Annotated in this window: 26 protein-coding genes; 15 read left to right on the forward strand and 11 right to left on the reverse strand. The window is 66.7% G+C overall.

The features are described from left to right. Window positions 1-35: 35 nt before the first annotated feature. From ACN4E0_RS14315 to ACN4E0_RS14350, 8 genes are all read left to right on the forward strand, one after another. A complete protein-coding gene (locus tag ACN4E0_RS14315) occupies window positions 36-590 on the forward strand; it encodes a F0F1 ATP synthase subunit delta (protein WP_419568981.1) in 555 nt (184 codons plus the stop codon). Window positions 591-602: 12 nt separating this feature from the next. Then, window positions 603-2,132 (forward strand): F0F1 ATP synthase subunit alpha, encoded by a 1,530-nt coding sequence (gene atpA, locus ACN4E0_RS14320; protein ID WP_419568930.1) that lies wholly within the window; start codon window positions 603-605, stop codon window positions 2,130-2,132. Window positions 2,133-2,162: 30 nt separating this feature from the next. Then, window positions 2,163-3,050: a F0F1 ATP synthase subunit gamma gene (locus ACN4E0_RS14325; RefSeq protein ID WP_419568931.1), complete on the forward strand. Its 888-nt coding sequence runs from the start codon at window positions 2,163-2,165 to the stop codon at window positions 3,048-3,050. Window positions 3,051-3,060: 10 nt separating this feature from the next. Beyond that, window positions 3,061-3,423 (forward strand): hypothetical protein, encoded by a 363-nt coding sequence (locus ACN4E0_RS14330; protein ID WP_419568933.1) that lies wholly within the window; start codon window positions 3,061-3,063, stop codon window positions 3,421-3,423. Window positions 3,424-3,443: 20 nt separating this feature from the next. Continuing rightward, window positions 3,444-4,901: a F0F1 ATP synthase subunit beta gene (gene atpD, locus ACN4E0_RS14335; protein WP_370032311.1), complete on the forward strand. Its 1,458-nt coding sequence runs from the start codon at window positions 3,444-3,446 to the stop codon at window positions 4,899-4,901. Between the two features lie 4 nt (window positions 4,902-4,905). Beyond that, window positions 4,906-5,163: an ATP synthase F1 subunit epsilon gene (locus ACN4E0_RS14340; protein ID WP_219954338.1), complete on the forward strand. Its 258-nt coding sequence runs from the start codon at window positions 4,906-4,908 to the stop codon at window positions 5,161-5,163. A gap of 151 nt (window positions 5,164-5,314) precedes the next feature. Next, entirely contained in the window at window positions 5,315-6,841 is a 1,527-nt protein-coding gene (locus ACN4E0_RS14345; RefSeq protein WP_419568935.1) for a hypothetical protein, read from the forward strand. Beyond that, window positions 6,838-8,955, forward strand: coding sequence for a prolyl oligopeptidase family serine peptidase (locus ACN4E0_RS14350; protein ID WP_419568937.1), 2,118 nt, complete (start codon window positions 6,838-6,840; stop codon window positions 8,953-8,955). The genes ACN4E0_RS14345 and ACN4E0_RS14350 overlap by 4 nt, the downstream gene beginning before the upstream one ends. On the opposite strand, the gene ACN4E0_RS14355 is transcribed toward ACN4E0_RS14350, so the two are convergent. The 3 genes from ACN4E0_RS14355 to glmU are packed head-to-tail and all read right to left on the reverse strand — an operon-like array spanning window position 8,956 to window position 11,185. Next, window positions 8,956-9,237, reverse strand: coding sequence for an HNH endonuclease (locus ACN4E0_RS14355; RefSeq protein WP_419568939.1), 282 nt, complete (start codon window positions 9,235-9,237; stop codon window positions 8,956-8,958). Further along, window positions 9,222-9,824 carry a hypothetical protein gene (locus ACN4E0_RS14360; RefSeq protein ID WP_419568940.1) on the reverse strand — a complete coding sequence of 201 codons (603 nt, stop codon included), beginning with the start codon at window positions 9,822-9,824 and terminating at the stop codon, window positions 9,222-9,224. The genes ACN4E0_RS14355 and ACN4E0_RS14360 overlap by 16 nt, the downstream gene beginning before the upstream one ends. Continuing rightward, the gene (gene glmU / locus ACN4E0_RS14365; RefSeq protein WP_419568942.1) at window positions 9,821-11,185 is read right to left on the reverse strand and encodes a bifunctional UDP-N-acetylglucosamine diphosphorylase/glucosamine-1-phosphate N-acetyltransferase GlmU; all 1,365 of its coding nucleotides are present in this window, start codon (window positions 11,183-11,185) and stop codon (window positions 9,821-9,823) included. Before glmU ends, ACN4E0_RS14360 begins: the two co-directional genes overlap by 4 nt. Window positions 11,186-11,245: 60 nt before the next feature. On the opposite strand from glmU, the gene ACN4E0_RS14370 reads away from it, so the two are divergent. The 3 genes from ACN4E0_RS14370 to ACN4E0_RS14380 all read left to right on the forward strand — a co-directional run bounded on the left by ACN4E0_RS14370 (window position 11,246) and on the right by ACN4E0_RS14380 (window position 13,418). Next, the gene (locus ACN4E0_RS14370) at window positions 11,246-11,917 is read left to right on the forward strand and encodes an HAD-IA family hydrolase (protein WP_419568943.1); all 672 of its coding nucleotides are present in this window, start codon (window positions 11,246-11,248) and stop codon (window positions 11,915-11,917) included. Between the two features lie 116 nt (window positions 11,918-12,033). Continuing rightward, window positions 12,034-12,963, forward strand: a complete 930-nt coding sequence (locus ACN4E0_RS14375) for an SDR family NAD(P)-dependent oxidoreductase (RefSeq protein ID WP_419568945.1) — start codon at window positions 12,034-12,036, stop codon at window positions 12,961-12,963. A gap of 65 nt (window positions 12,964-13,028) precedes the next feature. Continuing rightward, on the forward strand, window positions 13,029-13,418 hold the full coding sequence (locus ACN4E0_RS14380; protein WP_419568947.1) for a hypothetical protein: 390 nt from the start codon (window positions 13,029-13,031) through the stop codon (window positions 13,416-13,418). A gap of 15 nt (window positions 13,419-13,433) precedes the next feature. Here the strand turns inward: ACN4E0_RS14380 and ACN4E0_RS14385 are convergent, their stop codons facing one another. The 4 genes from ACN4E0_RS14385 to ACN4E0_RS14400 are packed head-to-tail and all read right to left on the reverse strand — an operon-like array spanning window position 13,434 to window position 16,397. After that, on the reverse strand, window positions 13,434-13,784 hold the full coding sequence (locus tag ACN4E0_RS14385) for a DUF2794 domain-containing protein (RefSeq protein WP_419568949.1): 351 nt from the start codon (window positions 13,782-13,784) through the stop codon (window positions 13,434-13,436). Beyond that, on the reverse strand, window positions 13,784-14,473 hold the full coding sequence (gene epsC / locus ACN4E0_RS14390; RefSeq protein ID WP_419568951.1) for a serine O-acetyltransferase EpsC: 690 nt from the start codon (window positions 14,471-14,473) through the stop codon (window positions 13,784-13,786). Before epsC ends, ACN4E0_RS14385 begins: the two co-directional genes overlap by 1 nt. Window positions 14,474-14,500: 27 nt before the next feature. After that, complete coding sequence (locus ACN4E0_RS14395; RefSeq protein WP_419568953.1) at window positions 14,501-15,115, reverse strand: ATPase; 615 nt, start codon at window positions 15,113-15,115, stop codon at window positions 14,501-14,503. A 10-nt stretch (window positions 15,116-15,125) separates the two neighbouring features. Next, a complete protein-coding gene (locus tag ACN4E0_RS14400) occupies window positions 15,126-16,397 on the reverse strand; it encodes a heavy-metal-associated domain-containing protein (RefSeq protein ID WP_419568955.1) in 1,272 nt (423 codons plus the stop codon). A 69-nt stretch (window positions 16,398-16,466) separates the two neighbouring features. Here ACN4E0_RS14400 and purM point away from each other — a divergent pair, with 69 nt between their 5' ends. The 3 genes from purM to ACN4E0_RS14415 are packed head-to-tail and all read left to right on the forward strand — an operon-like array spanning window position 16,467 to window position 19,747. Further along, the gene (gene purM, locus ACN4E0_RS14405; RefSeq protein ID WP_419568957.1) at window positions 16,467-17,576 is read left to right on the forward strand and encodes a phosphoribosylformylglycinamidine cyclo-ligase; all 1,110 of its coding nucleotides are present in this window, start codon (window positions 16,467-16,469) and stop codon (window positions 17,574-17,576) included. Beyond that, complete coding sequence (gene purN, locus ACN4E0_RS14410; RefSeq protein ID WP_419568959.1) at window positions 17,569-18,546, forward strand: phosphoribosylglycinamide formyltransferase; 978 nt, start codon at window positions 17,569-17,571, stop codon at window positions 18,544-18,546. Before purM ends, purN begins: the two co-directional genes overlap by 8 nt. 4 nt (window positions 18,547-18,550) lie before the next feature. Beyond that, a complete protein-coding gene (locus ACN4E0_RS14415) occupies window positions 18,551-19,747 on the forward strand; it encodes a sulfotransferase (protein WP_419568961.1) in 1,197 nt (398 codons plus the stop codon). Between the two features lie 64 nt (window positions 19,748-19,811). Here ACN4E0_RS14415 and ndk read toward each other — a convergent pair whose 3' ends face one another. From ndk to ACN4E0_RS14435, 4 genes are all read right to left on the reverse strand, one after another. Continuing rightward, on the reverse strand, window positions 19,812-20,234 hold the full coding sequence (gene ndk, locus ACN4E0_RS14420) for a nucleoside-diphosphate kinase (RefSeq protein ID WP_419568962.1): 423 nt from the start codon (window positions 20,232-20,234) through the stop codon (window positions 19,812-19,814). Between the two features lie 83 nt (window positions 20,235-20,317). Beyond that, window positions 20,318-20,848, reverse strand: coding sequence for a hypothetical protein (locus tag ACN4E0_RS14425; protein WP_419568964.1), 531 nt, complete (start codon window positions 20,846-20,848; stop codon window positions 20,318-20,320). 34 nt (window positions 20,849-20,882) lie between these two features. Next, window positions 20,883-21,329, reverse strand: a complete 447-nt coding sequence (locus tag ACN4E0_RS14430) for a DNA polymerase III subunit chi (RefSeq protein ID WP_419568965.1) — start codon at window positions 21,327-21,329, stop codon at window positions 20,883-20,885. Window positions 21,330-21,380: 51 nt separating this feature from the next. Then, window positions 21,381-22,841: a leucyl aminopeptidase gene (locus ACN4E0_RS14435; RefSeq protein ID WP_419568967.1), complete on the reverse strand. Its 1,461-nt coding sequence runs from the start codon at window positions 22,839-22,841 to the stop codon at window positions 21,381-21,383. 100 nt (window positions 22,842-22,941) lie between these two features. Here ACN4E0_RS14435 and ACN4E0_RS14440 point away from each other — a divergent pair, with 100 nt between their 5' ends. Further along, window positions 22,942-25,344 (forward strand): LPS-assembly protein LptD, encoded by a 2,403-nt coding sequence (locus ACN4E0_RS14440; protein ID WP_419568969.1) that lies wholly within the window; start codon window positions 22,942-22,944, stop codon window positions 25,342-25,344. The last annotated feature ends 124 nt before the right edge of the window (window positions 25,345-25,468 follow it).

Consider the following 25,468-nt stretch of genomic DNA (forward strand, 5'->3'; position numbering starts at 1 on the left):
GACTTTTCTTCCGGACCCGAGAGGACCTCAAGCGCGTGGATATTTCCGCCGGTATTCAGGCTAGCCTGGCAGGGCGTTACGCTTCGGCCCTGTTCGATCTCGCTAGCGAAAACGGAACCGTGACCGCGGTCGAATCGGACCTCGACAAGCTCGAGGCCGCGCTCGCCGAATCGCCCGAGCTCGCCGCAGTCACCACCAACCCCAAGGTAACCCGCGCCGACGCCCAGAAGGCGCTGTGGGGCGTTTCGGCCATCCTCGGCCTGTCCGAGCTGGCGCAGAACTTCCTCGGCGTGCTGGCGCAGAACCGCCGCCTGCCGCAGTTGCCGAAGGTGATCCGCGCCTTCCGCGCGATCGCCGCCGCGCAGCGCGGCGAGGTCACCGCCGAGGTGACCAGCGCCCATGCCCTCACCGATGCGCAGCTCGATGCCCTCAAGGCCAAGCTGACCGCCCGCGAGGGCCGCACCGTGAAGCTTTCCACGAAGGTCGACCCCGATCTGCTCGGCGGCCTCGTCGTCACCATCGGTTCGAAGCGCGTCGACGCCTCGATCCGCACCCGTCTCAATTCGCTTTCGCAAGCCATGAAGGCTTAAAGGACACACATCATGGATATCCGCGCCGCAGAAATTTCGAAGGTCATCAAGGACCAGATCGCCAATTTCGGTACCGAAGCCGAAGTGAGCGAAGTCGGTACCGTGCTGTCGGTGGGTGACGGTATTGCCCGCATTCACGGCCTCGACAATGTCCAGGCCGGCGAAATGATCGAATTCGCCAATGGCGTTCAGGGCATGGCGCTGAACCTCGAAGCCGACAATGTCGGTGCGGTTATCTTCGGTTCGGACCAGGAAATCGGCGAAGGCGACAGCGTCAAGCGCACCAACACCATCGTCGACGTCCCCGTCGGCAAGGGCCTGCTCGGCCGCGTGGTCGACGCGCTCGGCAACCCGATCGACGGCAAGGGCCCGATCGAATCGACCGAACGCCGCCTGGTCGAGCAGAAGGCTCCCGGCATCATCCCGCGTGAATCGGTCAGCGAGCCGGTGCAGTCGGGCCTCAAGGCCATCGACGCGCTCGTCCCGGTCGGCCGCGGCCAGCGCGAACTGATCATCGGCGACCGCCAGACCGGCAAGTCGGCCGTCGCCATCGACACCTTCATCAACCAGAAGGAAGTCAACGCCTCGGACGACGAAGGCAAGAAGCTCTACTGCATCTACGTCGCCGTCGGCCAGAAGCGCTCGACCGTGGCGCAGATCGTCAAGCAGCTCGAGGAAAACGGCGCGATGGATTACACCATCGTCGTCGCCGCGACCGCCTCGGAGCCCGCTCCGCTGCAGTATCTTGCGCCCTACACCGGCGCCGCGATGGGCGAGTTCTTCCGCGACAACGGCATGCACGCCGTGATCGTGTACGACGACCTTTCGAAGCAGGCCGTCGCCTACCGCCAGATGTCGCTGCTGCTGCGCCGTCCCCCGGGCCGCGAAGCCTATCCGGGCGACGTGTTCTACCTCCACAGCCGCCTGCTCGAGCGCGCGGCGAAGATGAACAAGTCGGAAGGCGGCGGTTCGCTGACCGCGCTGCCGATCATCGAAACGCAGGCAGGCGACGTGTCGGCCTACATCCCGACCAACGTGATCTCGATCACCGACGGCCAGATCTTCCTCGAAACCGACCTGTTCTACCAGGGCATCCGCCCGGCCATCAACGTCGGCCTGTCGGTCAGCCGCGTCGGCGGCGCCGCGCAGACCAAGGCGATGAAGAAGGTCTCGGGCTCGATGAAGCTCGACCTCGCGCAGTATCGCGAAATGGCGGCCTTCGCGCAGTTCGGCTCGGACCTCGACGCCGCAACGCAGAAGCTGCTCAACCGCGGTGCGCGCCTGACCGAGCTGCTCAAGCAGCCGCAGTTCTCGCCGATGCCCTTCGAAGAGCAGACCGTGTCGATCTTCGCCGGCACCAACGGCTACATCGACGAGGTCCCGGTCGACCGCGTGACCGACTACGAAGCCCAGATGCTGAGCTTCATGCGGTCGGAGCATGCCGACGTGCTGGAAGAAATCCGCACCACCGGCAAGTTCGAAGACGAGACCAAGAACAAGGTCGTCGACGCGCTCAAGACCTTCGCCAAGCAGTTCGCCTGAGCCCCAGAGACACGAACATAGGGAGCCGAAATGGCTAGCCTCAAGGAACTCAAGGGCCGGATCAACTCGGTCAAGTCGACCCAGAAGATCACCAAGGCCAAGCAGATGGTCGCAGCGGCCAAGCTGCGCCGTGCCCAGGCCGCGGCCGAAGCTGCGCGCCCCTATGCCGAACGGCTGTCGGGCGTGATGGCTTCGCTCGCGGGCAAGGTCAGCGGCGACAGCGCGCCCAAGCTGCTCGCGGGCACCGGTGCCAGCCAGCGCCACCTGCTGGTGGTGGTGAACACCGACAAGGGCCTGTGCGGCGGTCTCAACTCGAACATCGTCAAGGCCGCCAAGGTCAAGGCCCGCGCCCTGATCGCCGAAGGCAAGGACGTCAGCTTCTACCTCGTCGGCAAGAAGGGCCGCGCGCCGATCAAGCGCGACTATGCCGACCGGATCGAGAAGTGGTTCGACACCTCCGCCGTGCGCCAGCCCGGCTTCGAGGAAGCCGAGGCCATCGCCGACGAGCTGATCGAACGCTTCGAGAAGGGCGAATTCGACGTCGCCCACCTCGTCTACCCGATCTTCAAGTCGGCGCTGGCGCAAGATCCGACCGTCGACCAGCTGATCCCGGTTCCCTCGCCCGCCAAGGGTGATGGCGCCGTTGCCGCGGCCGGCGGCGATGCCGTGGTCGAATACGAGCCGGGCGAAGAGGAAATCCTCGAGGAGCTGCTGCCGCGCTATGTCCGTACCCAGCTGTTCGGCGCGCTGCTCGAACGCGAGGCCTCCGAACAGGGTGCCTCGATGACCGCGATGGACAACGCCACGCGCAATGCGGGCGACCTCATCAACAAGCTGACCATCCAGTACAACCGCAGCCGCCAGGCCGCGATCACCACCGAGCTGATCGAAATCATTGCCGGTGCGGAAGCACTCTAAGGATCATCACGTGAAGAACTTCGCCCTTCTCCTGCCCCTCGCCCTGCTCGCCGCCTGCGGCGAGGAACCCGCCGCCCAGACCGCGCCCGAACAGGTCGCGACGCCCGAGCCGGTGACCACCCTTCCCGCGCCCGACGAAGACGCCTTCAAGGCCGCCTTCGCCGATGCCTGCGAAGGTGCCGAACCGGTCAACGTCGCGATGTGCAAGCGCTCCATGGGCGCCGACACGGTCTCGTGCGAGTACGGCCTCGGCGAAGACGAGTACATGCGCCACAAGGCGACGCTCGCCGCCAAGGAAGACAAGAGCGGCTGGGAACTCGCCGACGCCGCCACCATCTGCGCCGAACACGGCGCTCACCACAAAGCCTCCTGAGCCAGTAGGAACCTTTCATCATGGCCACCGCACCCAAGCTTAACCAGAGCCCCAACGGCACCATCAGCCAGGTCATCGGCGCAGTCGTCGACGTGCAGTTCGAAGGCGAACTGCCCGCCATCCTGACCGCGCTCGAAACGAAGAACGGCGCCAACACGCTGGTCCTCGAAGTCGCGCAGCACCTCGGCGAGAACACCGTCCGCACCATCGCGATGGACGGCACCGACGGCCTCGTCCGCGGCCAGGAAGTCGTCAACACCGGCGCGCAGATCTCGGTCCCCGTCGGTCCGAAGACGCTCGGCCGCATCATGAACGTCATCGGCGAGCCGATCGACGAGCGCGGCCCGATCGGTGCCGATCAGACCATGCCGATTCATGCCGAGGCCCCGCTGTTCGTCGACCAGTCGACCGAAGCGGCCATTCTGGTCACCGGCATCAAGGTCATCGACCTGCTCGCGCCCTATGCGCGTGGCGGCAAGATCGGCCTGTTCGGCGGTGCCGGCGTGGGCAAGACCGTGCTGATCCAGGAACTGATCAACAACATCGCCAAGGGCCACGGCGGCGTGTCCGTCTTCGCCGGCGTGGGTGAACGCACCCGCGAAGGCAACGACCTCTACCACGAATTCCTCGACGCCGGCGTCATCGCCAAGGACGCCGACGGCAATGCGATCTCGGACGGTTCGAAGGTGGCCCTCGTCTTCGGCCAGATGAACGAACCCCCGGGCGCGCGTGCCCGCGTCGCCCTGTCGGGTCTGACCATGGCGGAATACTTCCGCGACGTCGAAGGCCAGGACGTACTGTTCTTCGTCGACAACATCTTCCGCTTCACCCAGGCGGGTTCGGAAGTGTCGGCGCTGCTCGGCCGCATTCCCTCGGCCGTGGGCTACCAGCCGACGCTGTCGACCGACATGGGTAACCTGCAGGAACGGATCACCTCGACCACCAAGGGCTCGATCACCTCGGTCCAGGCGATCTACGTTCCCGCCGACGACCTTACCGACCCGGCTCCGGCAACCTCGTTCGCCCACCTGGACGCGACGACCACGCTGAGCCGCGCGATTTCGGAGCTGGGCATCTACCCCGCCGTCGACCCGCTCGACTCGACCAGCCGCGTGCTCGAACCGCGCGTCGTGGGCCAGGAGCACTACGAGACCGCGCGCAAGGTCCAGGAGACGCTGCAGAAGTACAAGAGCCTGCAGGACATCATCGCCATTCTCGGCATGGACGAACTGTCGGAAGAAGATAAGCTGACCGTGGCCCGCGCCCGCAAGATCCAGCGCTTCCTCAGCCAGCCGTTCCACGTCGCCGAGGTGTTCACCAACATCCCGGGCGTGTTCGTCCAGTTGGAAGACACGATCAAGTCGTTCAAGGCCGTCGTCGAAGGCGAATACGATCACCTTCCGGAAGCCGCCTTCTACATGGTCGGCGGCATCGACCAGGCGGTCGAGAAGGCCAAGAAGCTGGCCGAGGATTCGTAAGCACATGGCCCTCCACTTCGAACTCGTCACGCCGGCCAAGCTGGTCCGCTCCGAAGACGTCCACATGGTCGTCGTTCCCGGCGCGGAAGGCGAATTCGGCGTGCTCGAGGGCCATGCGCCCTTCATGTCGACGATCCGCGACGGCGCGGTGCAGGTCTTCAAGACCGAAGGCGGCGCTCCCGAGACCATCGAGGTCCGCGGCGGCTTTGCCGAAGTCGGCGAAAACGGGCTGACGGTCCTCGCCGAGCACGTCGAAGGCTGATCGCTTCCGACCCACCGGACAATCGAAGGGCGGCCCTGCGGGGTCGCCTTTTTCGTTTGCGCTCCCGAAGATGCTCCTTTCGGGGGTTTCGCACCGATTTTGTCGTGGTAGGTCAACTCTCATGTCGAGGGGCAAAAGGCGCCAAAACGCCATGACAGATGACACGGTGACAAGTCGCGAGGCGCGGCACGGTTTCCGTTCGCGCGCCGATGCGGCAAGCGTCGTTCTGCTGCTGACGATCTGCGCGCTCGTAGTCCGCCTGCCCTACCTGGGCGATGCCAATGCCGACATCGACGAACAGCTTTATTCGCTGATCGGCAATGGTATCCTGGAGGGCAAGCTGCCCTTCGTCGACCTATGGGACCGCAAGCCCGTCGGCCTGTTCCTGCTCTATGCGCTGGCCCATGCGATCGGTGGCCCCTCGCCCTATGCCTACCAGCTCTTCGCCATGGGCTTCGCCGTTCTCGGTGCGCTGCTGACTCGCGCCCTCGCTCTGGTTTTCGTCGAGCGCAGCACAGCGACCGGCGCCGCCGTGCTCTACATCCTCCTGATGGCGCTCTATGGCCCGCATTCGGGCCAGACCGAGATCTTCCATGTGCCCGCCATGCTGGCGATGGCGCTACTGGTGCGCGATCCCGACCATCCCGATGCGATCCGCCGTGCCGGCGGTGCCATGCTGATCGGCGGCCTGGCTCTCCAGATCAAATATACGGTGATCCCACAATGCGCCTTCTTCGGGCTGTGGGCCCTGTGGGGGCAATACCGCCGAAATGCTTCGCTCGGACAAGCCGTGCGTCTAGGAATCCTCTTCGCCCTGCTGGGACTGCTGCCCACGACGCTGGTCGGACTGTTCTATTTCGCAGTCGGCGGGTGGGACGCCTTCTGGTTCGCCAATTTCGTCAGCTTCTTCGACCGCCTCCCCTCGCCCACCGGGCGGCTGGTTGCGGCGGACGCGCTGTTCCTGTTGCCGCTCGCCGGATTGATCGTGATCGGGGCCTATGCCGCGCTGCGTCAACGCGTGGTGTCCGACCTGCGTAGCTACGGCTTCATCGCCGGCTGGCTGCTCGCCTGCCTCGCCACCGTATTCCTGCCCTCGACCGTCTATGCCTATTACTACGCCGCACTCGTGCCCGCGGCGATCCTGCTGGGGCTGCCCTTCCTCGACCGGCGCGGGCCGTTGGGCCTCGCCCCCCTGCTGGGAGTGGTCGCACTGTTCTTCTCCCTTCTCTATTACGGTACCCGCATCGAGGCGAGCGAGCGCTCGCGGACCGGCATGGCACAACTCGCGGCGGTGATCAGGCCACTGGTCGATGGCGAAACACGCTGCCTGTGGGTTTTCGATGGTCCGACCGCTCTCTACCGCGAAACCGGAAGCTGCCTGCCCACCCGCTTCATCTATCCCGACCATCTCAACAATGCGCTCGAACGCGACTCGCTGGGCGTGCGCCAGATCGACGAGGTGCGCCGCATCCTCGCACACCGTCCTCCGGTCATCGTTACCGCCGACATTCCCTTCACCCCGCAGACCGAAGAGGTGAAGTCTCTGGTGATGCGCACCGTCGCATCCGATTACGAGCGCATCTTGCGCGCGAGGATCCATGCCCGCACGATTTCCGTCTGGGCACTCGACCGACCTCCCGCACCCGCACAGACCGAAATAGACAGGAGAGGCCCTTGAAACTCGTATCCGCGCTGGCCATTGCCGCTGCCATGACGCTCGCACATGCAACGCCCGCCACCGCGCAGGACGGCCTCCCCGGCCCAGCGGAAGACAGCTACATCTGGCTCGAGGAGGCGCGCAGCGACGAGGCGCTGGACTGGGTCCGCGCCGAGAACGAGCGGACCATGGGGCTGCTCGCGGGCGATCCGCGCTTCGAGACGATCAAGGGCGAGGCGCTGGCGATCTACGACAGCGAGGATCGCATCCCCTACGTATCGATCCGGCCCGACGGGCTCTACAATTTCTGGCAGGACAAGGCGAACCCGCGCGGGCTGCTGCGCCGCACCACGCTGGAAAGCTATCGTAGCGAGAATCCGCAGTGGGAGACGGTGCTCGACGTCGATGCCCTGGCCGAGGCCGAGAAACGCGAATGGGTCTACAAGGGCTATGATTGCCTGCCGCCCGAGGAACGGCTGTGCATGATCGCGCTGAGCGACGGAGGCGAGGACGCCACCGTGCTGCGCGAATTCGACATGGCGACAAAGAGCTTCGTCGAGAACGGCTTCGCGCTCGAGCAGAAGAGCCAGGGCGGGATCGAATGGATCGATGCCGACACCCTGCTGGTCAGCCGCGACTTCGGCGACGGCACGCTGACCGAGAGCCAGTATCCGCGCACCACGCGGATCTGGAAGCGCGGCACGGCGATCGCGGATGCGGAGGAAATCTGGCGCGGCGAGGAAGCCGACGTATGGTCGTCTGCGGCGCTGCTGCGCGACCACACGGGTGAAGTGCACGGCACCTACGCCTTCCGCGCGACGAGCTTCCACGAGACCGAATATTACTGGCAGAGGGACGGCGAGTGGCTCCGCCTCGACATGCCGCTCAAGGCCTCGCCCTACGGGCTGATCGACGGCCAGCTGCTGTTCTCGACCGATGTCGACTGGGAGACCCAGGGCCAGACCTTCCCCGCCGATGCGCTGGTTTCGGTCGATCTCGAGGAGTTCAAGGCCGATCCCAACGGCGCGCCCAAGACGCTCGTCTGGGCGCCCGAGGACAAGCAGACCAAGCAGGGCGCGGCGAACACCGCCGAGAGCCTCTATGTGAGCCTGCTCGACAATGTCCGCGGCCGGGTGCTCAAGTTCGACCATGTCGACGGCGCCTGGGTATCAAGCGAGATCGCGCTGCCCGACAATGCCACCGTCGGCGTGCAGGCGGCCTCGGACTTTTCCGACGAGGTCATGTATTCTGTCACCGACTTCCTGACGCCTTCGACGCTCTATTATTCGGACGGCAGCGCCGCCCCCGAGGTAATCAAGACCTCGCCGAGCAATTTCGATGCGGCGGGCATGGAGGTCGAGCAGTTCGAGGCGACCAGCGCCGACGGAACCAAGATTCCCTATTTCCTCGTCAAGCCCAGGGGCATGGCGATGGACGGCACCAACCCGACGCTGCTGACCGGCTATGGCGGTTTCCAGGTCCCGCGCCTGCCCTCCTACCTCGGTTCGATCGGCAAGATCTGGCTCGAACGCGGCGGCGCCTACATCCTTGGCAACATGCGAGGGGGCGGAGAGTTCGGCCCCGGCTGGCATCAAAGCGCGATTCGCGAGCACAAGCAGCGCACCTGGGACGATTTCATCGCCATCGCCGAAGACGCCATCGCGCGCGGCATCACCAGCCCCGAGCATCTCGGCATCCAGGGCGGATCGCAGGGAGGGCTACTGGTCGGGACCGCCTTCACCCAGCGCCCCGAACTGTTCAACGGCGCGATCGTCCAGATCCCGCTGTTCGACATGCTGCGCTATCCGCTGATCGGTCGCGGTGCCTCGTGGACCGGCGAATATGGCGACCCGCGCATCCCCGAAGAGCGCGCCTGGATCGAACCCTATTCGCCCTACCAGAAGCTGCTCGAAGGCAAGGATTACCCCGCGCCCTTCTTCTGGGCCTCGACCGCCGACGACCGCACCCATCCGGCCCATGCGCGCAAGGGCGCCGCGCGGGTCAAGGAACTGGGGCAGGACTATTTCTACTTCGAGGACACGACCGGCGGCCATTCGGGCGGGGTCGACAACGAACAGCGCGCCAAGATCCAGGCGCTGCAGATGGTCTATTTGCTCCAGCGGCTGGCCGACTGATCAGCGGGGCCTGCGCGTCGGGGCGTGGAAATCGGGAGGCTTGCCGGCCACCCATTCCACGAACCGCGCGAGCGCCTCGTCCGCCAGCAGGGCAGCGCGATCGGTGCCGATTCGCATCAGCTGCGCATTGGTGAAGTTCGCATGGATCGCGCGGTGGCAGATCGGGTGGACCGGCACTGTCTCACGCCCCTTCTTGGCCTTGGGCACCGGGTGATGCTGCTGCACCTTGCGCCCCAGCGGACGCTCGCACAGCCAGCAGGCCACTTCTATTCGTTCGCCCAATCGGGATCCGCCCGGATGGTTTCATCGGTGAACAGGTCTTCGCTCTGCGGGAAGGCGCGCTCGGCCGCATCATATTGAACCGGCATGTCCGCCTGGCCGCCCTCGCACAGGCGCAGAGCGACGAATTTTCCGTCCCGCGTGATCACGACACCGTCGGTGATCGCCGGATAGTTCGGCTCGCCCGCCGCGAAATTGGTGCGGATCATCCGGCTGAAGACGGTGTAGACTGTATCGCCATTGGCAAACTCGATCTGCGCCTCGCCCCCGCCCGAATACATGGCAGTGGCCCATTTCCCGCCGGTGAGAACGAGTTCGGGTGACGTCCCGCCAAAGCGATACTGCGCCGCGCCCGCCTGGGGCGCGCAGACCGCAAGGCGCTTGCCGCCGGACATGGCGCAGGAAAAGATCGTCTCTTCCGGCGCAGCGCATTCGACCCGCCCTGATGCGTGTTCGGACGGTGCCGTGGTCGCCGCTGCCGCCCCCGCAGAAGGCGGCGCGGCGGGCCCGCTGTCCTGCGATCCGGCCTCGTCCTCCGCCGCCCCGGCGCAACCGGCGAGCAGCAGGAGCGAGGCCAGAAGTGCCCTCACTTCTTCTCCGCCGCCTTCTTCTTTTTCATCGCGTCGTGGAAGCGATCCGCCCAGCCGGGTTTGACCACCTGTTCGCCGCGCACCATCCGCAGATCGCCGTCGCCGACATCGCGGCTGACCGCGCTGCCCGCCGCCACGATCGCATCGGCGCCGATCCGCACCGGGGCGATCAACGCGCTGTTCGAGCCGATGAAGGCGCGCTCGCCGATCACCGTCTTGTACTTGAAATAGCCGTCGTAATTGCAGGTGATCGTGCCCGCACCGATATTCGCGCCCGCGCCGACCTCGGCATCGCCGAGATAGGTCAGGTGGCTCGCCTTGGCGCCCTCGCCCAGCACGGCCTGTTTCATCTCGACGAAATTGCCGACGAAGGCGCCCTTCTCCATCACCGCGCCCGGGCGCAGGCGGGCATAGGGGCCGACCGAGCAATCCTCGCCCACGCTCGCGCCCTCGAGATGGCTGAAGGCGCGGATGCGGGCACCGCGCGCAACACTGACGCCCGGACCGAACACGACATGCGGTTCTACCGTCACGTCCGCTGCGAGCTCGGTATCCCAGCTGAAGAACACCGTTTCTGGCGCGGTAAGCGTGACGCCGCCCTCCATCGCTTCCTCGCGCTTCAGCTCCTGCCACTGCGCCTCGGCGCGCGCTAGCTCGGCGCGGCTGTTGATGCCGGTCACTTCTTCGGGCGTATCGGCGGAGATCACCGCGCAGCCATCGCCGTCGGCATTGGCGACATTGACGATATCGACCAGGTAGTATTCGCCCTGCGCATTGTCGTTGCCGACCCGGCGCAGCAGATCGAACAGGTCGGCGCCGCGCGCCGCCATGACGCCCGAATTACACAGCCGGCAGGCGCGTTCTTCCTCGGTGGCATCCTTGAATTCGACCATCTTCTCGATCCGGCCGTCGGCATCGGCGATGACGCGGCCGTAATGGCCCGGCTCGTCGGGTTCGAAGCCGAGCACCACCACCTTGGGCCGGTCCTCGGCATGGAGCCGGTCGAGCATCGCCTGCATCGTCTCGCCCTTCACGAAGGGCACGTCGCCATAGAGCACGAGCACGTCGCCCGTATGCCCGGCGAGGCTGTCCTCGGCCTGCTGCACAGCGTGGCCCGTGCCCAGCTGCGGTTCCTGCAGGCAAGTCTCCGCACTGTCGCCCAGCGCCGCTTCGAGCTGTTCGCGCCCCGCGCCCACTACGACCACCTTCTTCGCCGGCTTGAGCGCATCGACGCTCGCCAGCAGGTGGTCGAGCATCGGCCGCCCGGCGATCGGGTGGAGGACCTTGTGCAGGTCGCTCTTCATGCGGGTTCCCTTGCCGGCGGCGAGGATGACGGCGGCGAATTCGCGGTGTGTGCTCATGGGAAAGCGCCTTGCCACCATTCGCTTGCAGTTTGAAGGCGCATCCTGCACCGACCGCGCATGACCGACCTGCCCTTCGCCATCATCGGCTTCGATCTCGACGGTACGCTGCTCGAAACGCACCGCGACCTCGGCGCAGCAGTCAACCACGCGCTCGGCCTCGGCGGCTTCGATCCGGTCCCGGCGGACCAGGCGAGCGACCTGATCGGAGGCGGGGCGAAGATCATGCTGCAGCAGGCGGTGGACCGGCAGGGCGGCATGCCGGAAAAGGAATTCCGCAAGCTCTACAAGCAGATGCTGGCCTATTATGCGGAAAACAACGCGGTTCACACCCGCCCCTATCCGCATGCGGCGGAGGTGCTGGCCGAACTCGACGGGCTCGGGATCGCGATGGCAGTGGTGACCAACAAGTTCGAAAGCTTCGCGGGCCAGATCCTCGCCGCGCTGGGCCTCGCCGACCACTTCGTCGCCATCATCGGCGGCGACACCATGGGCAAGGGCCGCGCCAAGCCCGCGCCGGACCCGATCTTCGAAGCGATCAGGCGCGGCGGCGGCGGGCACCTCGCCTTCGTCGGCGACAGCTCCTATGACGTCAGGGCGGCGCGCGCGGCGAATGTCCCGGTGATCGGCGCGCGCTACGGCTATTGCGACAAGCCGCGCGGGGAACTGGGCGCCGATGCCGAGATCGATTCGCTCGCCGAATTGATACCGGCGCTGTGCCGGCTCGGCTGAACGGCCCGCCGCTACGGAATGGCGGCACGCCATACCGCCTGTTGCAAGTGCGAAAGGAACGTGCCACCCAGCCGCGCAATTGACCTTTACGTAAACGATAAAGCAGGAGCAGCCCCATGAGCATCGACTTCAAGGACAAGGTAGCCATCGTCACCGGCGCCGGCGGCGGTCTGGGCCGCGAATACGCGCTCGAACTCGCGCGCCGCGGCGCCAAGGTCGTGGTCAACGACCTCGGCGGTGCGCGCGATGGCACCGGCCATTCGGACATGGCGCTGCAGGTGGTCGAGGAGATCGAGAAGGCCGGCGGCGAAGCCGTGTCGAACGGCGGCTCGGTCACCGAATTCGAGCAGATGGAAAAGATGGTCGCCGACGCCAAGCAGAAGTGGGGCGGCGTCCACATCGTCATCAACAATGCCGGCGTGCTGCGCGACAAGACCTTCGCCAAGATGACGATGGACGACTTCGAATTCGTCGTCGACGTCCACCTCAACGGCTCGGCCAACGTCAGCAAGGCGGTGTGGGAAACCATGCGCGAGCAGGCCTATGGCCGCATCCTCATGACCGCTTCGTCGACCGGCCTGTTCGGCAATTTCGGCCAGGCCAATTACGGCGCGGCCAAGCTCGGCCTCGCCGGCCTGACCAAGACGCTCCAGCTCGAAGGCGCGAAGTACAACATCAAGGTCAACACGATCAGCCCGGTCGCGGGCACGCGCATGACCGAAGACCTGTTCCCCGAGGAAGCCTTCAAGCTGTTCGACCCGGTGAACGTTGTCCCCGCCGCGCTCTTCCTCGTCAGCGAGGATGCCCCGACCAATGCCATCGTCGGCGCGGGCGCGGGCGGCTTCCACTCGGCCTGGACCGTGATGAACGACGCCGTCTGGCTCAAGGACGAAGACCGCACGGTCGAAGGCTTCGCTGCCAACTGGGACAAGATCAGCGAGTTCTCGAACCTCAAGGCCCCGCAGTCGGGCAGCGAGCAGTCGGGCGCGATCCTGACCGCGATGCAGAAGGTCACCGGCACCGGCCCGAACAGCGCGCGCGGCTGACAAGCTGTATTGACTGACTAACACACTCGACCTATCCCCTGCTGCAACGGCGGGAGGATAGGTCGGTGTTCGAGTCAATTTCGCACGCAGAACCGCTGCGCTTCGTGCTGAAGGGCGTCATCCTGCTGCTGGCGGGTCTGCTGATCTTCTATCATGCGACCATGCTCGTGGACCTCTTTCGCGGGCAAGGCCTCAGCAGCGACGCCCGATACAATGCGATCCAGGGCGTCCTGCGGCTGGCGATCATGGTCAGCTTGCTCTTCGTCGTTGCGGGCAGGCGACAGGCTCTCTTGCCGATGTGGATCAGCATCGGCGGCCTCGTCGCGACGCAATTCTGGGCGCATTGGGGAAATCTGCCCGTCGACTTCACGGCCGGTCGACACCCGCTGTCCTATCTGAAGGGCTTCATCTTTCCCTCGATCATCACCGCCGCGTTTCTCTACCGTTCGGCGTGACCCCGATCCGCGTGGCTATTCCCCGACGGCCTTGAGCAGCCGCCGCTCCACCGGCGCGATCACGCCGGGCAATTCGTGCCCTCGCTTGAGCACCTGACCGTGCTCGCCGAACAGCGTCCACATGCCCTGCTTGTTGCGCAGCGCGGGCCGCTTCTCGATCCGCGCCTGCGGCCGTTCGGCGGCGCGGCGGAAGGCGGAAAAGGCCGCAAAGTCCCTGGTGAAATCCATCGCATAGTCACGCCACTGGCCGGCGGCGACCATGCGACCATAGAGGTCGAGGATCCGGGTCAGCTCTTCGCGACTGAACCCGACCTGGAGCGGCTTGCGACCGGGGAAGGCAACGACGGTCTCGCCGAGGAAGCTCATCAATCGCCTGTGCCGCTGCGCTGGGCAGGTTCGCGCTCGGCCCGCAGCGCCTCGACCTCGGCGCGCAGCATCTTGAGTTCGGTTTCGAGCTTCTCGACGCAGTCGCGGCTCGGCGCACAGGGGTCGTCGCAGGGCGTTCCGTAGGGGATGAATTCCTTGATCCACTGTTCGGCGGGCACCAGCGTGCTGCGCGCCTTGAGGCCGATCATGGTGGCGCCTTCGGGCACATCGTCGGTCACCACCGCATTGGCGCCGATCCGCGCGCGGCGGCCGACGGTAATCGGCCCGATGACCTGCGCCCCCGACCCGATGATGACCTCGTCCTCGATCGTCGGGTGGCGCTTGCCGGCCTTGCCGTTGGTGGGATTGGTCCCGCCCAGCGTGACGCATTGGTAGATCGTCACATTGTCCCCGATCTCGGCGGTTTCGCCGATCACAGAGAAGCCGTGATCGATGAAGAAGTTCTTGCCGATCGTCGCGCCCGGGTGGATGTCGATCGCGGTCACCATCCGGCTCCAGTGGTTGACCAGCCGCGCGAGGAAGAACAGCTCGGCTTCGAACAGCCAATGCGCGATGCGGTGGTAGAACAGCGCCCAGACGCCGGGATAGGTGAGCACTTCCCAGCGGCTGCGGGGCGCCGGGTCGCGTGCCTTCACGCTGTCGAGATAGGCGACAAGCCGTTCGAACATTGGCACTATTCTCCCACTCGCGGGCGGTTAAATCAAGCGGCCCTGCTCGGGCCCCTGCACCGCCTCCAGTGCGTCGCGCCATACAGATAGGGTTGGCGCGACCTGCCGTTCAAGGCTCAGCCGGTCGATTTCGGCGACGATTTTCTCGATGGCGGCATAGCTGCGCTCCATGCGCGGAACGAGATAGGCGGGCCCGCCCTCGCCCAGTGCCAGCCCGCGCTGCGCCGCGTGCGAAAGCATCAGCTCGCTTGCCAGGGCATCGTCCGGGGCCCCGATCTCGAGTTGCAGCGCGGCGCCCATCCGGCTGCGCAGGTCCGGCAGCGCGATCTCCCAGTTCTCGCCATCGACCACCAGCAGCAAGGGCAAGCCGTCCTCCTGCGCCCGGTTCCAGCGATGGAACACCTCGGTCTCGTCGAGCGCCTCGACCCCGTCGATCATGCACCCGGCGTGACGTCCCGCGAACCAGCGCGCGAAGAGCGACTTCCCCGAGCGCGGCGGCCCGTGGAGGATGGCGGTGCGGAAGGGCCAGGTTTCGGGCGCGGCCAGCGCCTCGGCAACCGCGCGGTTGCCCGTGCCCAGAATGATGCTCGCAGGCTGTGCCGATGTGGCCTGGATCAGCGGGAGAGCGATCTGCGAGTTCATCGCCGGCGCCTCAGCGGCTGATGGCGAGCGCGTTGCTGCCCTGGCTGACCTTGAAGCCGCGCGCACGCAGCGCCTCGGCCAGCTGGCTGATCGAGCCGGAATAGCTCACCGTCATCACCGAGGTTCCGCCGATCGCGGTGCTGCGCACACCCGTGCTGCGCACGCCCGGCGCGCCTCTGACCGCGCTGACCGCGCTGTCGAAGGCTGCTGCGTCGGGAGTCGCGACCTGAACGGTGTAGAGCGCAACCGAACCCTCGGGCGGCGGCGTACGGATCGGCGCGGCGGTGATCGCATCGCCGCTCTCGTCGGTGGGCTGCGAGGTGGCGACCGCGGCCTGGTCGCGGGCGCGCATCGCGCGGCCGAGTTCGAGCAGGCGTTGAAGCGCCGGGCTGAGCTCGGGTGTGCCGATATTGAGCGTCGGATCGGGCCGCAGCTTGCCGTCGGCGAGCGCCAGTTCGAAGATCCGGTCGAAGCGGACCACGGCGCGCTCGAGCATGGCGGGCAGCTCGGCAGGAGAGGCCGCGGTCATGTCGAAGCCGTCGAGATATTCGTTGTCGGGTCCGAAGCGCGCGGTGAAGCTCCCTTCGACCGGGCCGCCGGGATAGGTGTAGCGCAGGTGTGCGATCGGCACGAGCACGTCGGCCGCGCCAAACTGGTCGAGCGCATTGCGCCACCATGTGCGGCTGCGACGGCCCGTCTGGCCGTAGGTCAGCAGCAGCGAATCGCCCCCCGAGCCGGTCGGCCGGACATAGTCGATGCGGCTTTGCCCCGCCTGGTATTCGGCCCAGGCCCGCTGCCAAGGATTGCGCTGCTCATAGACCATCTGCGTGCCAGCCGAGATCGTCACCGGCAGCAGCAGCATCGGCGCGGAACGCGTCGCCTCGCTCTCGCTGCCGAGGTAGCGCGAGGCGCGCTGGCGATCGAAGACGACGCCGAGCGTGGCGATGTAGCGCTTCGGGCCGAGCTGCTCGCGCTCGATCACGATCGCCGAGACCAGCCCCTCGATCTGCGAATCGCTCAGCTTGGGCCCGTCGAGCGTCTCCCACGCCTTGCGTTGCGCCTCGACCCAGGCCTTCTCGCGCGCTTCCGATCCGCTGGCGGCAGTAACGTCGACCTCGACGCCCGACACCTGGATGTCGCTGGTCGAGGCCACGGCGGCAATGCCGCGCTCGCCGCCGACCTGTGCCCATACCGCGACGCCGAGCGCGCAGAGCGCGGCGAGCGCCAGCACCAGGAGGGCGGGACGACGAAGGGTGGGCTGAAGGGAGATGGCGTGGCTCATGGGGAAAACAGGGCGCCTTTTGCCGAAAGGCAACTGGAAATCCAAGCGCGAATGCGTAAGGCGGGTGTCATGAGTGACGAACCGCACAAATCCGGGCCTTCCTACACCTACGAACAGGCGGGCGTCTCGATCGAGGCGGGCAATGCGCTGGTCAAGGCGATCGGCCCGCTGGTCAAGGCGACCATGCGCCCCGGTGCCGATGGCGAGATCGGCGGCTTCGGCGGTTTCTTCGACCCCAAGGCGGCGGGCTACAAGGATCCGCTGCTGGTCGCGGGCAATGACGGCGTCGGCACCAAGCTCAAGCTGGCGATCGACAGCGACCGCCACGACACGGTCGGCATCGACCTCGTCGCCATGTGCGTCAACGATCTGATCGTGCAGGGCGCCGAGCCGCTGTTCTTCCTCGACTATTTCGCCACCGGCAAGCTCGAGAACGGCGTAGCCGAGCGCGTCATCGCGGGCATCGCCGACGGCTGCAAGCAGGCCGGATGCGCGCTGATCGGTGGCGAGACCGCCGAAATGCCTGGTATGTATGCGGCGGGCGATTACGACCTCGCAGGCTTCTGCGTCGGCGCGGTCGAACGCGGCGAGCAATTGACCGGCGAACGCGTCGCGCCCGGCCATGTCCTGCTCGGTCTCGCCAGCTCGGGCGTCCATTCGAACGGCTATTCGCTGGTCCGGCGGCTGGCAGCGGACAAGGGCTGGAAGCTCGACCGCCCCGCGCTGTTCGACCGCGACCGCCTGCTGATCGACGCGCTGATCGAGCCCACGCGGATCTATGTGAAGAGCCTGCTGCCCGTCGTGCGCGACGGGCTGATCGATGCGCTGGCGCATATCACTGGCGGCGGATTGCTCGAAAATATCCCGCGCGTGCTCCCCGCAGGCGCGCATGCCGAAGTCGATGCCGATGGCTGGGAGCAGCCCGGACTGATGGCCTTCCTCCAGGCGCAGGGCAATATCGAGCCCGCGGAAATGGCGCGCACCTTCAATTGCGGCGTCGGCATGGTGCTCGCAGTCGATCCGGCCAATGCCGAAATCGTTCGCACGCGGCTCGAAGAAGCTGGCGAAACCGTGCTCGCGGTCGGTCGCATCGCCGAGGGCGCCAAGGGCTGCACCGTGCGCGGTTCGGCCGGAACCTGGGCGGCGCACGAGGATTGGTCGGCGACGCATAATGCCTGAACAGGCGTCCGGCAGGGCGAAGGTCGCGGTCTTCGCATCGGGCATGGGCACCAACATGGGCGCGCTGCTCTATGCCAGCCGCCTGCCCGATGCGGCCTATGACATCGTGCTGGTCGCATCGAACGATCCCGCGGCCGAGGCGCTGACGCTGGCCCAAGCCGAAGGCGTTGCCACCTTCGCGCTGTCGCACAAGGGCATGACGCGCGCCGAACACGACGCAGCGATGGAGCAGGCCGCGAAGGAGTCCGGCGCGCACTACATCGCCCTCGCCGGCTACATGCGTATCCTGACCCCCGAATTCGTCGCGCGCTGGGATGGCCGGATGCTCAACATCCACCCTTCGCTGCTGCCCAAATATCCGGGGCTCGACACTCATGCCCGCGCACTCGAAGCAGGCGACAGCCACGGGGGCGCGACCGTCCATCTGGTGACCGAGGATCTCGATGCGGGTGCCGCGCTGGGCCAGGTCGAGGTCGCCATCCTGACCGAAGACACACCCGAGGCGCTCGCCACGCGCGTGCGCCTGGCCGAGCACCAGCTCTATCCGCGCGTGCTGTCGGACTACGTTTCGCGCGGCAACGATCCGCAGTGGCTGCTCGAACGCGTGCGGCAACTGGCGCTCTCCCTTCCGCGGACGCATGAGCGCGAGAGCCACGGATCGCCCGGCTTCCGCGTCGGGAGCGAGAAATCTGGCAAGTTCTTCGCTTATTTCGCCGACCAGCACCACGGCACGCCGAACATCTCGCTGCTGGCGAAATGCGGCAGCATGGACGAGCTCGAGAGCCTCGTCGAAGCGCAGCCGCACGCCTATCACAAGCCAGCCTATTACGGCGCGAGCGGGTGGATCGGGGTGATCCTCAACCGCCCCGGCGTCGATTGGGACGATGTCGCCGACTGGCTGCAGCGCAGCTGGCGCCAGGTCGCCCCGAAGACGCTCACCAAGCTGCTCGACGCGGCGGACGAATTCTGAGGCGATGGCCACGCGGTTTCGCCCCCACCCGCTAGCCAGGGCGCGCACGGCGGAATGGGCGGACCGCGCGGTGCAGGCGCTGTGGGACAGGGGCGTGACCCCCAAGCCGCCGCTCGACCCCGACTATCTGTGGCGGATCGGCAGCCGCGGCTTCGAGGCAGCAGACGAGCGTTCGATCCGGAGCGCCTCAGAAGTTGCGGACTTCCGCCAGCGGCTCGAGATTCTGTGTGCCAGCCTTCGCGATGACGCGGGGCTAAACGCGCTCGGCCACACCATGGCCTATGGCCAGCTGACTTCGGCGATCCGCAAGCGCCACGCGCTGGGCCGGGCCTGGCGCGAGGATACTGCGCTGGCGCAGACCGGAATTGCGCCGCCGATCATCGTCGTCGGCCAGATGCGCGCCGGGACCACGCGAATCCATCGCCTGCTCGCCGCCGATCCGCGCTATTGCGGCACGCGTTTCTGCAACAGCCATTTTCCTGTCCCCGCCTCGCCGGACCTGCGTCCACTCAAGGCGGGTGCGGCGCTCGCCCTGGCGCGGCGCTTCAACCCATGGCTCGACACGCTCCACCCGTTCGGAGCCACCCGGATCGACGAGGAGATCGGCTGGCTCGCCGGCGCGCTCTCGCCCGCAACCTTCGAGGCGCAGTGGCACGTCCCCGGCTTCGTCGGCTGGAGCGAGGAGCGCGATGCGGCGCCGGTCTATGCCGAATTCGCGCGCATTCTGCGCACCGACGCCGCGACGATGGGCAATGCCGCGATGCCGCGCGTGCTCAAATGCCCGCAGTTCGCCGAGGACTTGCCCGCACTGCTCGCGCAATTCCCGGACGCTAGGCTGGTCGTCACCCGGCGCGACAGCGCAGAGCTGCTCGACAGCTCCATCTCGCTCGTCGCCAGCCAGATGGCGTTCCAGAGCGACCGGCTCGACCTTGCCAGGATCGAAAACCAGTGGCGCACCAAGCTCGCCCTGCGCGAAGCGCGGCTCGAAGCCGCGCTGGCGGATTTCTCGGGTCCCGTGGCCCGGGTCGAATTCGACGCACTGGGCGCGAACTGGCGGGCTGAGATCGCCCGGACCTACGCAGCGCTCGGCCTCGAACTGACCGATGCGGCGTTACGGGCGATGGCAGCGGAACACCGGCGGTCGCGGGAGGGCGCACACAACCACCATCGCGCGCAGCGGGCGCGGTTTGCGGACGCCTAGACAAACGAAAGGCCCCGTCGCCCGGTGAGCGACGGGGCCCCCCGTTGTCAGGAAATGCGGCGGATCAGCCGACGATTTCGTCTTCGTCGAAGAAGAAGTCGATTTCGATCTTGGCGTTTTCGTCGCTGTCCGACCCGTGGACCGAATTGGCTTCGATCGATTCGGCGAACGCCTTGCGGATGGTGCGCTCGGCGGCGTCGGCCGGGTTGGTCGCGCCCATCACTTCGCGGTTGCGCTTCACCGCGTCTTCACCCTCGAGCACCTGCACGACGACCGGACCCGAGATCATGAAGTCGACCAGTTCGCCGAAGAAGGGGCGTTCCTTGTGGACCGCGTAGAAGCCTTCGGCCTGTTCCTTGGTCATCTGGATGCGCTTCGAAGCGACGACGCGCAGGCCGGCCTCTTCCAGCATCTTGGTGACGGCGCCGGTCAGGTTGCGACGCGTGGCGTCGGGCTTGATGATCGAAAAGGTGCGGGTGGCCGCCATGGTGATGTTCCTTGCGTAACGATTTTTGTGGGGAGAGGCTTCTCGCGCGCGCCCCTAGCGCCGCGTGCGTGCGCGGGCAAGATTCATTCGAGACCGCGCCCGACCGACAATTGCGCCTGCGTCATCTCGTCCTTGCGCGTGGCGGTGAAGGAAAAGCTCGTCCCTTCGGCACTCTCGCCGCCGATCATCGTCATCGGCCCGCTCTGCAGCGATGTGTCGACCTCGATCCCGGCAGCTTCGGCCTGCGTGCGGTAGAAGCGGGCGAGGTCCTCGGGCATGGCCGCGCTCTCGAAATTGAGCAGGACCAGCAGGCCGTCGGCCTGCTCGACGCGCGTGTTGTTGGTCACCCTAGCGCCGGGATAGAGCGAGAACCCCGCGGGCAGCGCGACGGGCACCTTCTCGCCCGAACGCAGAGTGGTGGTCGTTCCGTCGGTATCGGTGTGGCGCGCGCGGGTTTCGCCTGTCTCGCTGTCGATGTCGTAGGAACCCCGCGGCGCCTCCTCGGGCTCGGCGCCCTCTTGCGTGGGAGGTGAACCCTCGCTGCTGCATCCCGCGAGGGCAACGGCTGCGGTGGCGAAGGCGGCGAGCCGGGCGAAGTCGGTCAGGCGGTGCATGCCAGATCGACCCACGAACCGCCCGGTGGTTCCCTCAGACGCCCTCGCGCCAGGCACCGCCTTCGTCCTGCTTGTGGATCCGGTTGTCGACCCCGTCGTCCTTGGCGAAGCGGCGCCAGAGATCGGCCGCGCCGTCGCGCTGCGCCGCATCGAACAGCAGGAGGACGCGATCGAAGCCAAGGGCCTCCTCGCGCCAGGCGCCGTCGGCGATCAAGGCCATGCGCGCCTCGTTGGGGGCAGCGCAGGTCTCCGACAGCAGGATCGGCTGGCGCGCCTCGTGCGGGCCGCCCGCCATCCCGTTGGCGAGGAAGGCCGCCCCGCCCTGCTCCCACAGGATCTTCGCCAGATGGTCGCGCTGGCCGGCGTCGCCGCTCACCACCAGCAGCCGCTCGCCGGCCTGCAGGACCTTGCGCGCGAGTTTGGCGACGGTGACGTCGACGGGGTCGCGGCTGAGCTGGTAGAAGTCGACGCGGGTGGTCATCATTCCGGTCCCGATACGGTGCTGCCAGAGGACGAGGTCACCCGGCGCCCCTTATTTCTCCAGGGTATCGCGCACGAAACGGTCGACCAGGCGCACGCCGTATCCGGTCGCGCCCTTGCCCCAGGTACGGCCCGGCTTGTCCGCCCAGACCATGCCGGCGATGTCGACATGCGCCCAGGGCGTGCCGTCGGCGATGAAGCGCTGGAGGAACTGCGCCGCGGTGATCGAGCCCGCGCCCTTGCCGCCGATGTTCTTCATATCGGCGATCGGCGAATCGATCAGCTTGTCGTAGGCCGGGCCGATCGGCATGCGCCAGTTGCGGTCACCGGTGGCCTCGCCCGCCTCGTGAAGGTCCTGCGAAAGCTGGTCGTCATTCGAGAAGACGCCGGCATATTCATTGCCCAGCGCAACGATCATCGCGCCGGTCAGCGTCGCGAAATCGACGATCCGCGCGGGTTTGAATTCGACCTGCGTCCAGTGCAGCGCATCGGCCAGCACGAGCCGCCCTTCCGCATCGGTGTTGAGCACTTCGATGGTCTGGCCGCTCATCGAGGTGACCACGTCGCCGGGGCGCTGTGCCTTGCCGTCGGGCATGTTCTCGACGAGGCCGACCACGCCCACGACATTGACCTTGGCCTTGCGCGAGGCGAGCGTCAGCATCGCGCCGGCGACGGCGCCCGCGCCGCCCATGTCCCATTTCATGTCTTCCATGCCCGGCCCGGGCTTGATCGAGATACCGCCGGTGTCAAAGGTCACGCCCTTGCCCACCAGGGCGGTCGGCGCCTCGCCCGGCGTGCCGCCGTTCCAGCGGATCGCGAGGATGCGCGATTCCCTGTCCGAACCGAGCCCGACGCCGAGCAGCGAGCCCATGCCGAGCTTCTCCATCTGCGCCTCGTCGAGCACGATCAGCTCGGCCCCGGTGCCGGCGAAGCGTTCCTGGCAGCGCGCGACGAAGCTTTCGGGATAGAGGATATTGGCCGGCTCGGTGACCAGCTCGCGGGTGAACTCGACGCCGGTGGCGACATGTGCCTTGTCCGCCCAGGCAGCCTCGGCACCCTCGGGCGCGCCGAGCACGGTGACCGTGGCGAGCGTCACCTTCTGCTCTTCCTTCATCTTGGTGTGGTAGCGGTCGTAGCGCCAGTTGCGCAGGCGCAGGCCGAGCAGGACATAGGCAGCTTCTTCGGCCGACACATCGCTGCCGGCAAGGTCGAGAACCAGATCGGTTTCGCCGCTCGCCTGATACTTGGCTGCGAGCGCGGTGCCGGCCTTTTCGCAATTGGCGAGACGGGCTTCGTCGCTCTTGTCGCCGAGGCCGGCGAGGGCGAGGCGGAGCACCTGCCCGTCACGTTCGGCGAAGCCTTCGAAGACCTGCCCTGCAGCGCCCTTGAAGCGCGCCGCCTCCATCCCCTCGACCAGCGGTTTTTCGAGGCCAGCGGGAACCTTGCCCTTGTCGGTGACTTGCGCAACAAGGCGCGCATCCTGCGGGCGGGACTGGCTGAACTGAATGTGCATGGATACTCCGGAATCGATTTCTGGATGGGAAGGCGCGGCGCGCACGCTTCCTGCGAGGATGGCGATTGCGATTAGGCGTGGCCGGTGCGATAGGCAAGCCATGCTCCCGCCAGCCGATCGTGCTCCACCCGCCAGTCGGGAGGTCCTTCACGCCCTTACCCTGACCGCGTCCGCACTCGCATTGTTCGCCGCCGCGCCGCTGGCCGCGCAGACGGCGGCAGATGACGTCGGAACGGTGGTCGATCCCAGCGGACAACCGGGCGATCCGCAGCCCGACGCAGAACCTGTGACGGTCGACACCGCCGAGGGGGTCGACGAACTGCTGGGCATTCCCGAACCCAACGCCGGGCTCGATGCGCCGCCCCCGCCGACCGGAGACGACGGGCTCGATGCCGAGGGCAATCGCGAGATCGCCTTCGAGGCCGATATCCTCGAATACCGGTCCGAAAGCGACATCGTCACCGCCAAGGGCAATGTGGTGCTGCGCAGCGGCGACCGCTCGCTGCGCGCCGACTCGGTCAGCTGGAACGAGGGGACCGGCGAGATCCTGGCCGAGGGACGGGTCCGCTTCGTCGACGAGAACGGCAACCAGCTGTTTTCCGAACGCGTCGAACTGACCGACAAGTTCGAGGCCGGTGCGATGGACAACCTCCTGCTGGCGCTGCGCCAGGGCGGACGGCTGGCGGCGACGCGCGGCGTGCGCGAGAACGACGGAACCGTCGCGCTGGAAAATGCCGCCTACAGCGGTTGCGAGGTCGTCGATCCGGACGGCTGTCCGCGCGAGCCGAGCTGGCGCATCACCGCCGAGCGCGTGGTCTACAGTCCCGAACTCCAGCGGATCAAGTTCACCGGCGCCTTTCTCGAGCTGTTCGGCGCGCGCATCCTGCCGCTGCCGGGGCTGACGGTGCGCACCGATGGCGGCGCCGTCTCGGGTTTCCTCGTGCCCGACCTGCGTTTCTCGGAGAGCAACGGGGTCGAGGTCTCGGGCAGTTACTACGTCCGCTTCGCCGACAACCGCGACCTGACGCTGACCACGCATGTCTATACCGGTGCAGCGCCGATGGTGGCCGCGCAGTGGCGTCATCTGACCGAGAGCGGCGCCTATCAGATCACCGGCTATGCGACGCATTCGCAGCGCATCTCGACGCTCACCGGCATTTCCGACAGCGCGGAGGAATTTCGCGGCTATGTCTTCGCCAACGGCCGGTTCCAGCTCTCGCCCGACTGGAGCCTGACGGGATCGATCCGTCGCGCGACCGACCGCACCTTCCTGCGGCGTTACGACATCAGTCGCGACGACCGGCTGCGCTCGACGCTCGAACTCGAGCGCATCGGCAAGAACACCTATTTCTCGCTCGCCGGCTGGGCGACGCAGACGCTCCGGTTAAACCAGCCGCAAGGCGAAGTACCGCTCGCCCTTCCTGTGTTCGACGCGCGCTGGCGCCCCGACACGCCCGTCCTCGGCGGGCAGATCGAGCTGCAGGGCAATACGCTGTCGATCACGCGCAAGGATGGGCAGGACACGCAACGCGCCTTTGCCCGGGCGCAGTGGGACCTGAGCCGTGTGACAGGGCTCGGCCAGGTGGTGACCCTGACCGGCATGCTGCGCGGCGACGTCTACCATTCGGACGAGAACCTCCTCACCGCCACCGCCAGCTATCGCGGCAATCCGGGCTGGGAATTCCGCGGCGTGGCGCTCGGCGCGCTCGACGTGCAATGGCCCTTCGTCGGCAACGCGCTGGGGGGCACGGTGGTCTGGACCCCGCGAGTCCAGTTCGTCGCCACGCCGCCGATCAGGAATCTCGCGATCCCCAACGAAGACGCGCGGGCGATCGACCTCGAGGATTCGAACCTCTTCGCGCTCAATCGCTTCCCCGGCTACGACCGGGTCGAGGACGGCGCACGGGTCACCTACGGCTTCGACTGGTCGCTGCGCCTGCCCGCCTGGGAGATCAAGACCAATGTCGGCCAGTCCTACCGTCTCGACAGCGACCGCGACATCTTCCCGGTCGGCACCGGCCTGTCGGAGCGCTTCTCCGACTTCGTCGGGCGGACCGAGGTCCGGTACAAGAACTTCCTGCGCCTGACCCACCGCTTCCGGCTCGACAAGGACAATCTGGCGATCCGCCGCAACGAGATCGATGCCACGGTCGGGTCCAACAAGACCTATGCCGAACTCGGCTATGTCCGTCTCAATCGCGACATCACCCAGGTCGAGGATTTGCAGGATCGCGAGGAACTGCGCGGGGCGGTGCGTGTGGCCTTCGCCAATTACTGGTCGATATTCGGCTCGGGCGTGTTCAATCTGACCGACCGTAAGGAGGACCCCACGCTGATGTCGGACGGCTTCGATCCGATCCGCACGCGCCTGGGCGTCGCCTATCAGGACGACTGCCTCGAACTCGGCGTGACCTGGCGGCGCGACTACATCACCGCGGGCGACGCGGAGCGTGGCGACACCTTCCAGGTCTATTTCAGCTTGAGAAATCTGGGTTTCCGCTAGGCCGCGCTTATTGGCACCTCGGCCCAAACACGCTATCCGGCGCCCGATATCAGCTTCGGTTAAGCCGCGAGGCCACAAGGGCTGTGGCATTTCCGGGCATTGATGCGATGCCGCAACACAGGTT

The organism is Qipengyuania sp., from assembly GCF_048550555.1.
Classification (GTDB): Bacteria; Pseudomonadota; Alphaproteobacteria; order Sphingomonadales; family Sphingomonadaceae; genus Qipengyuania.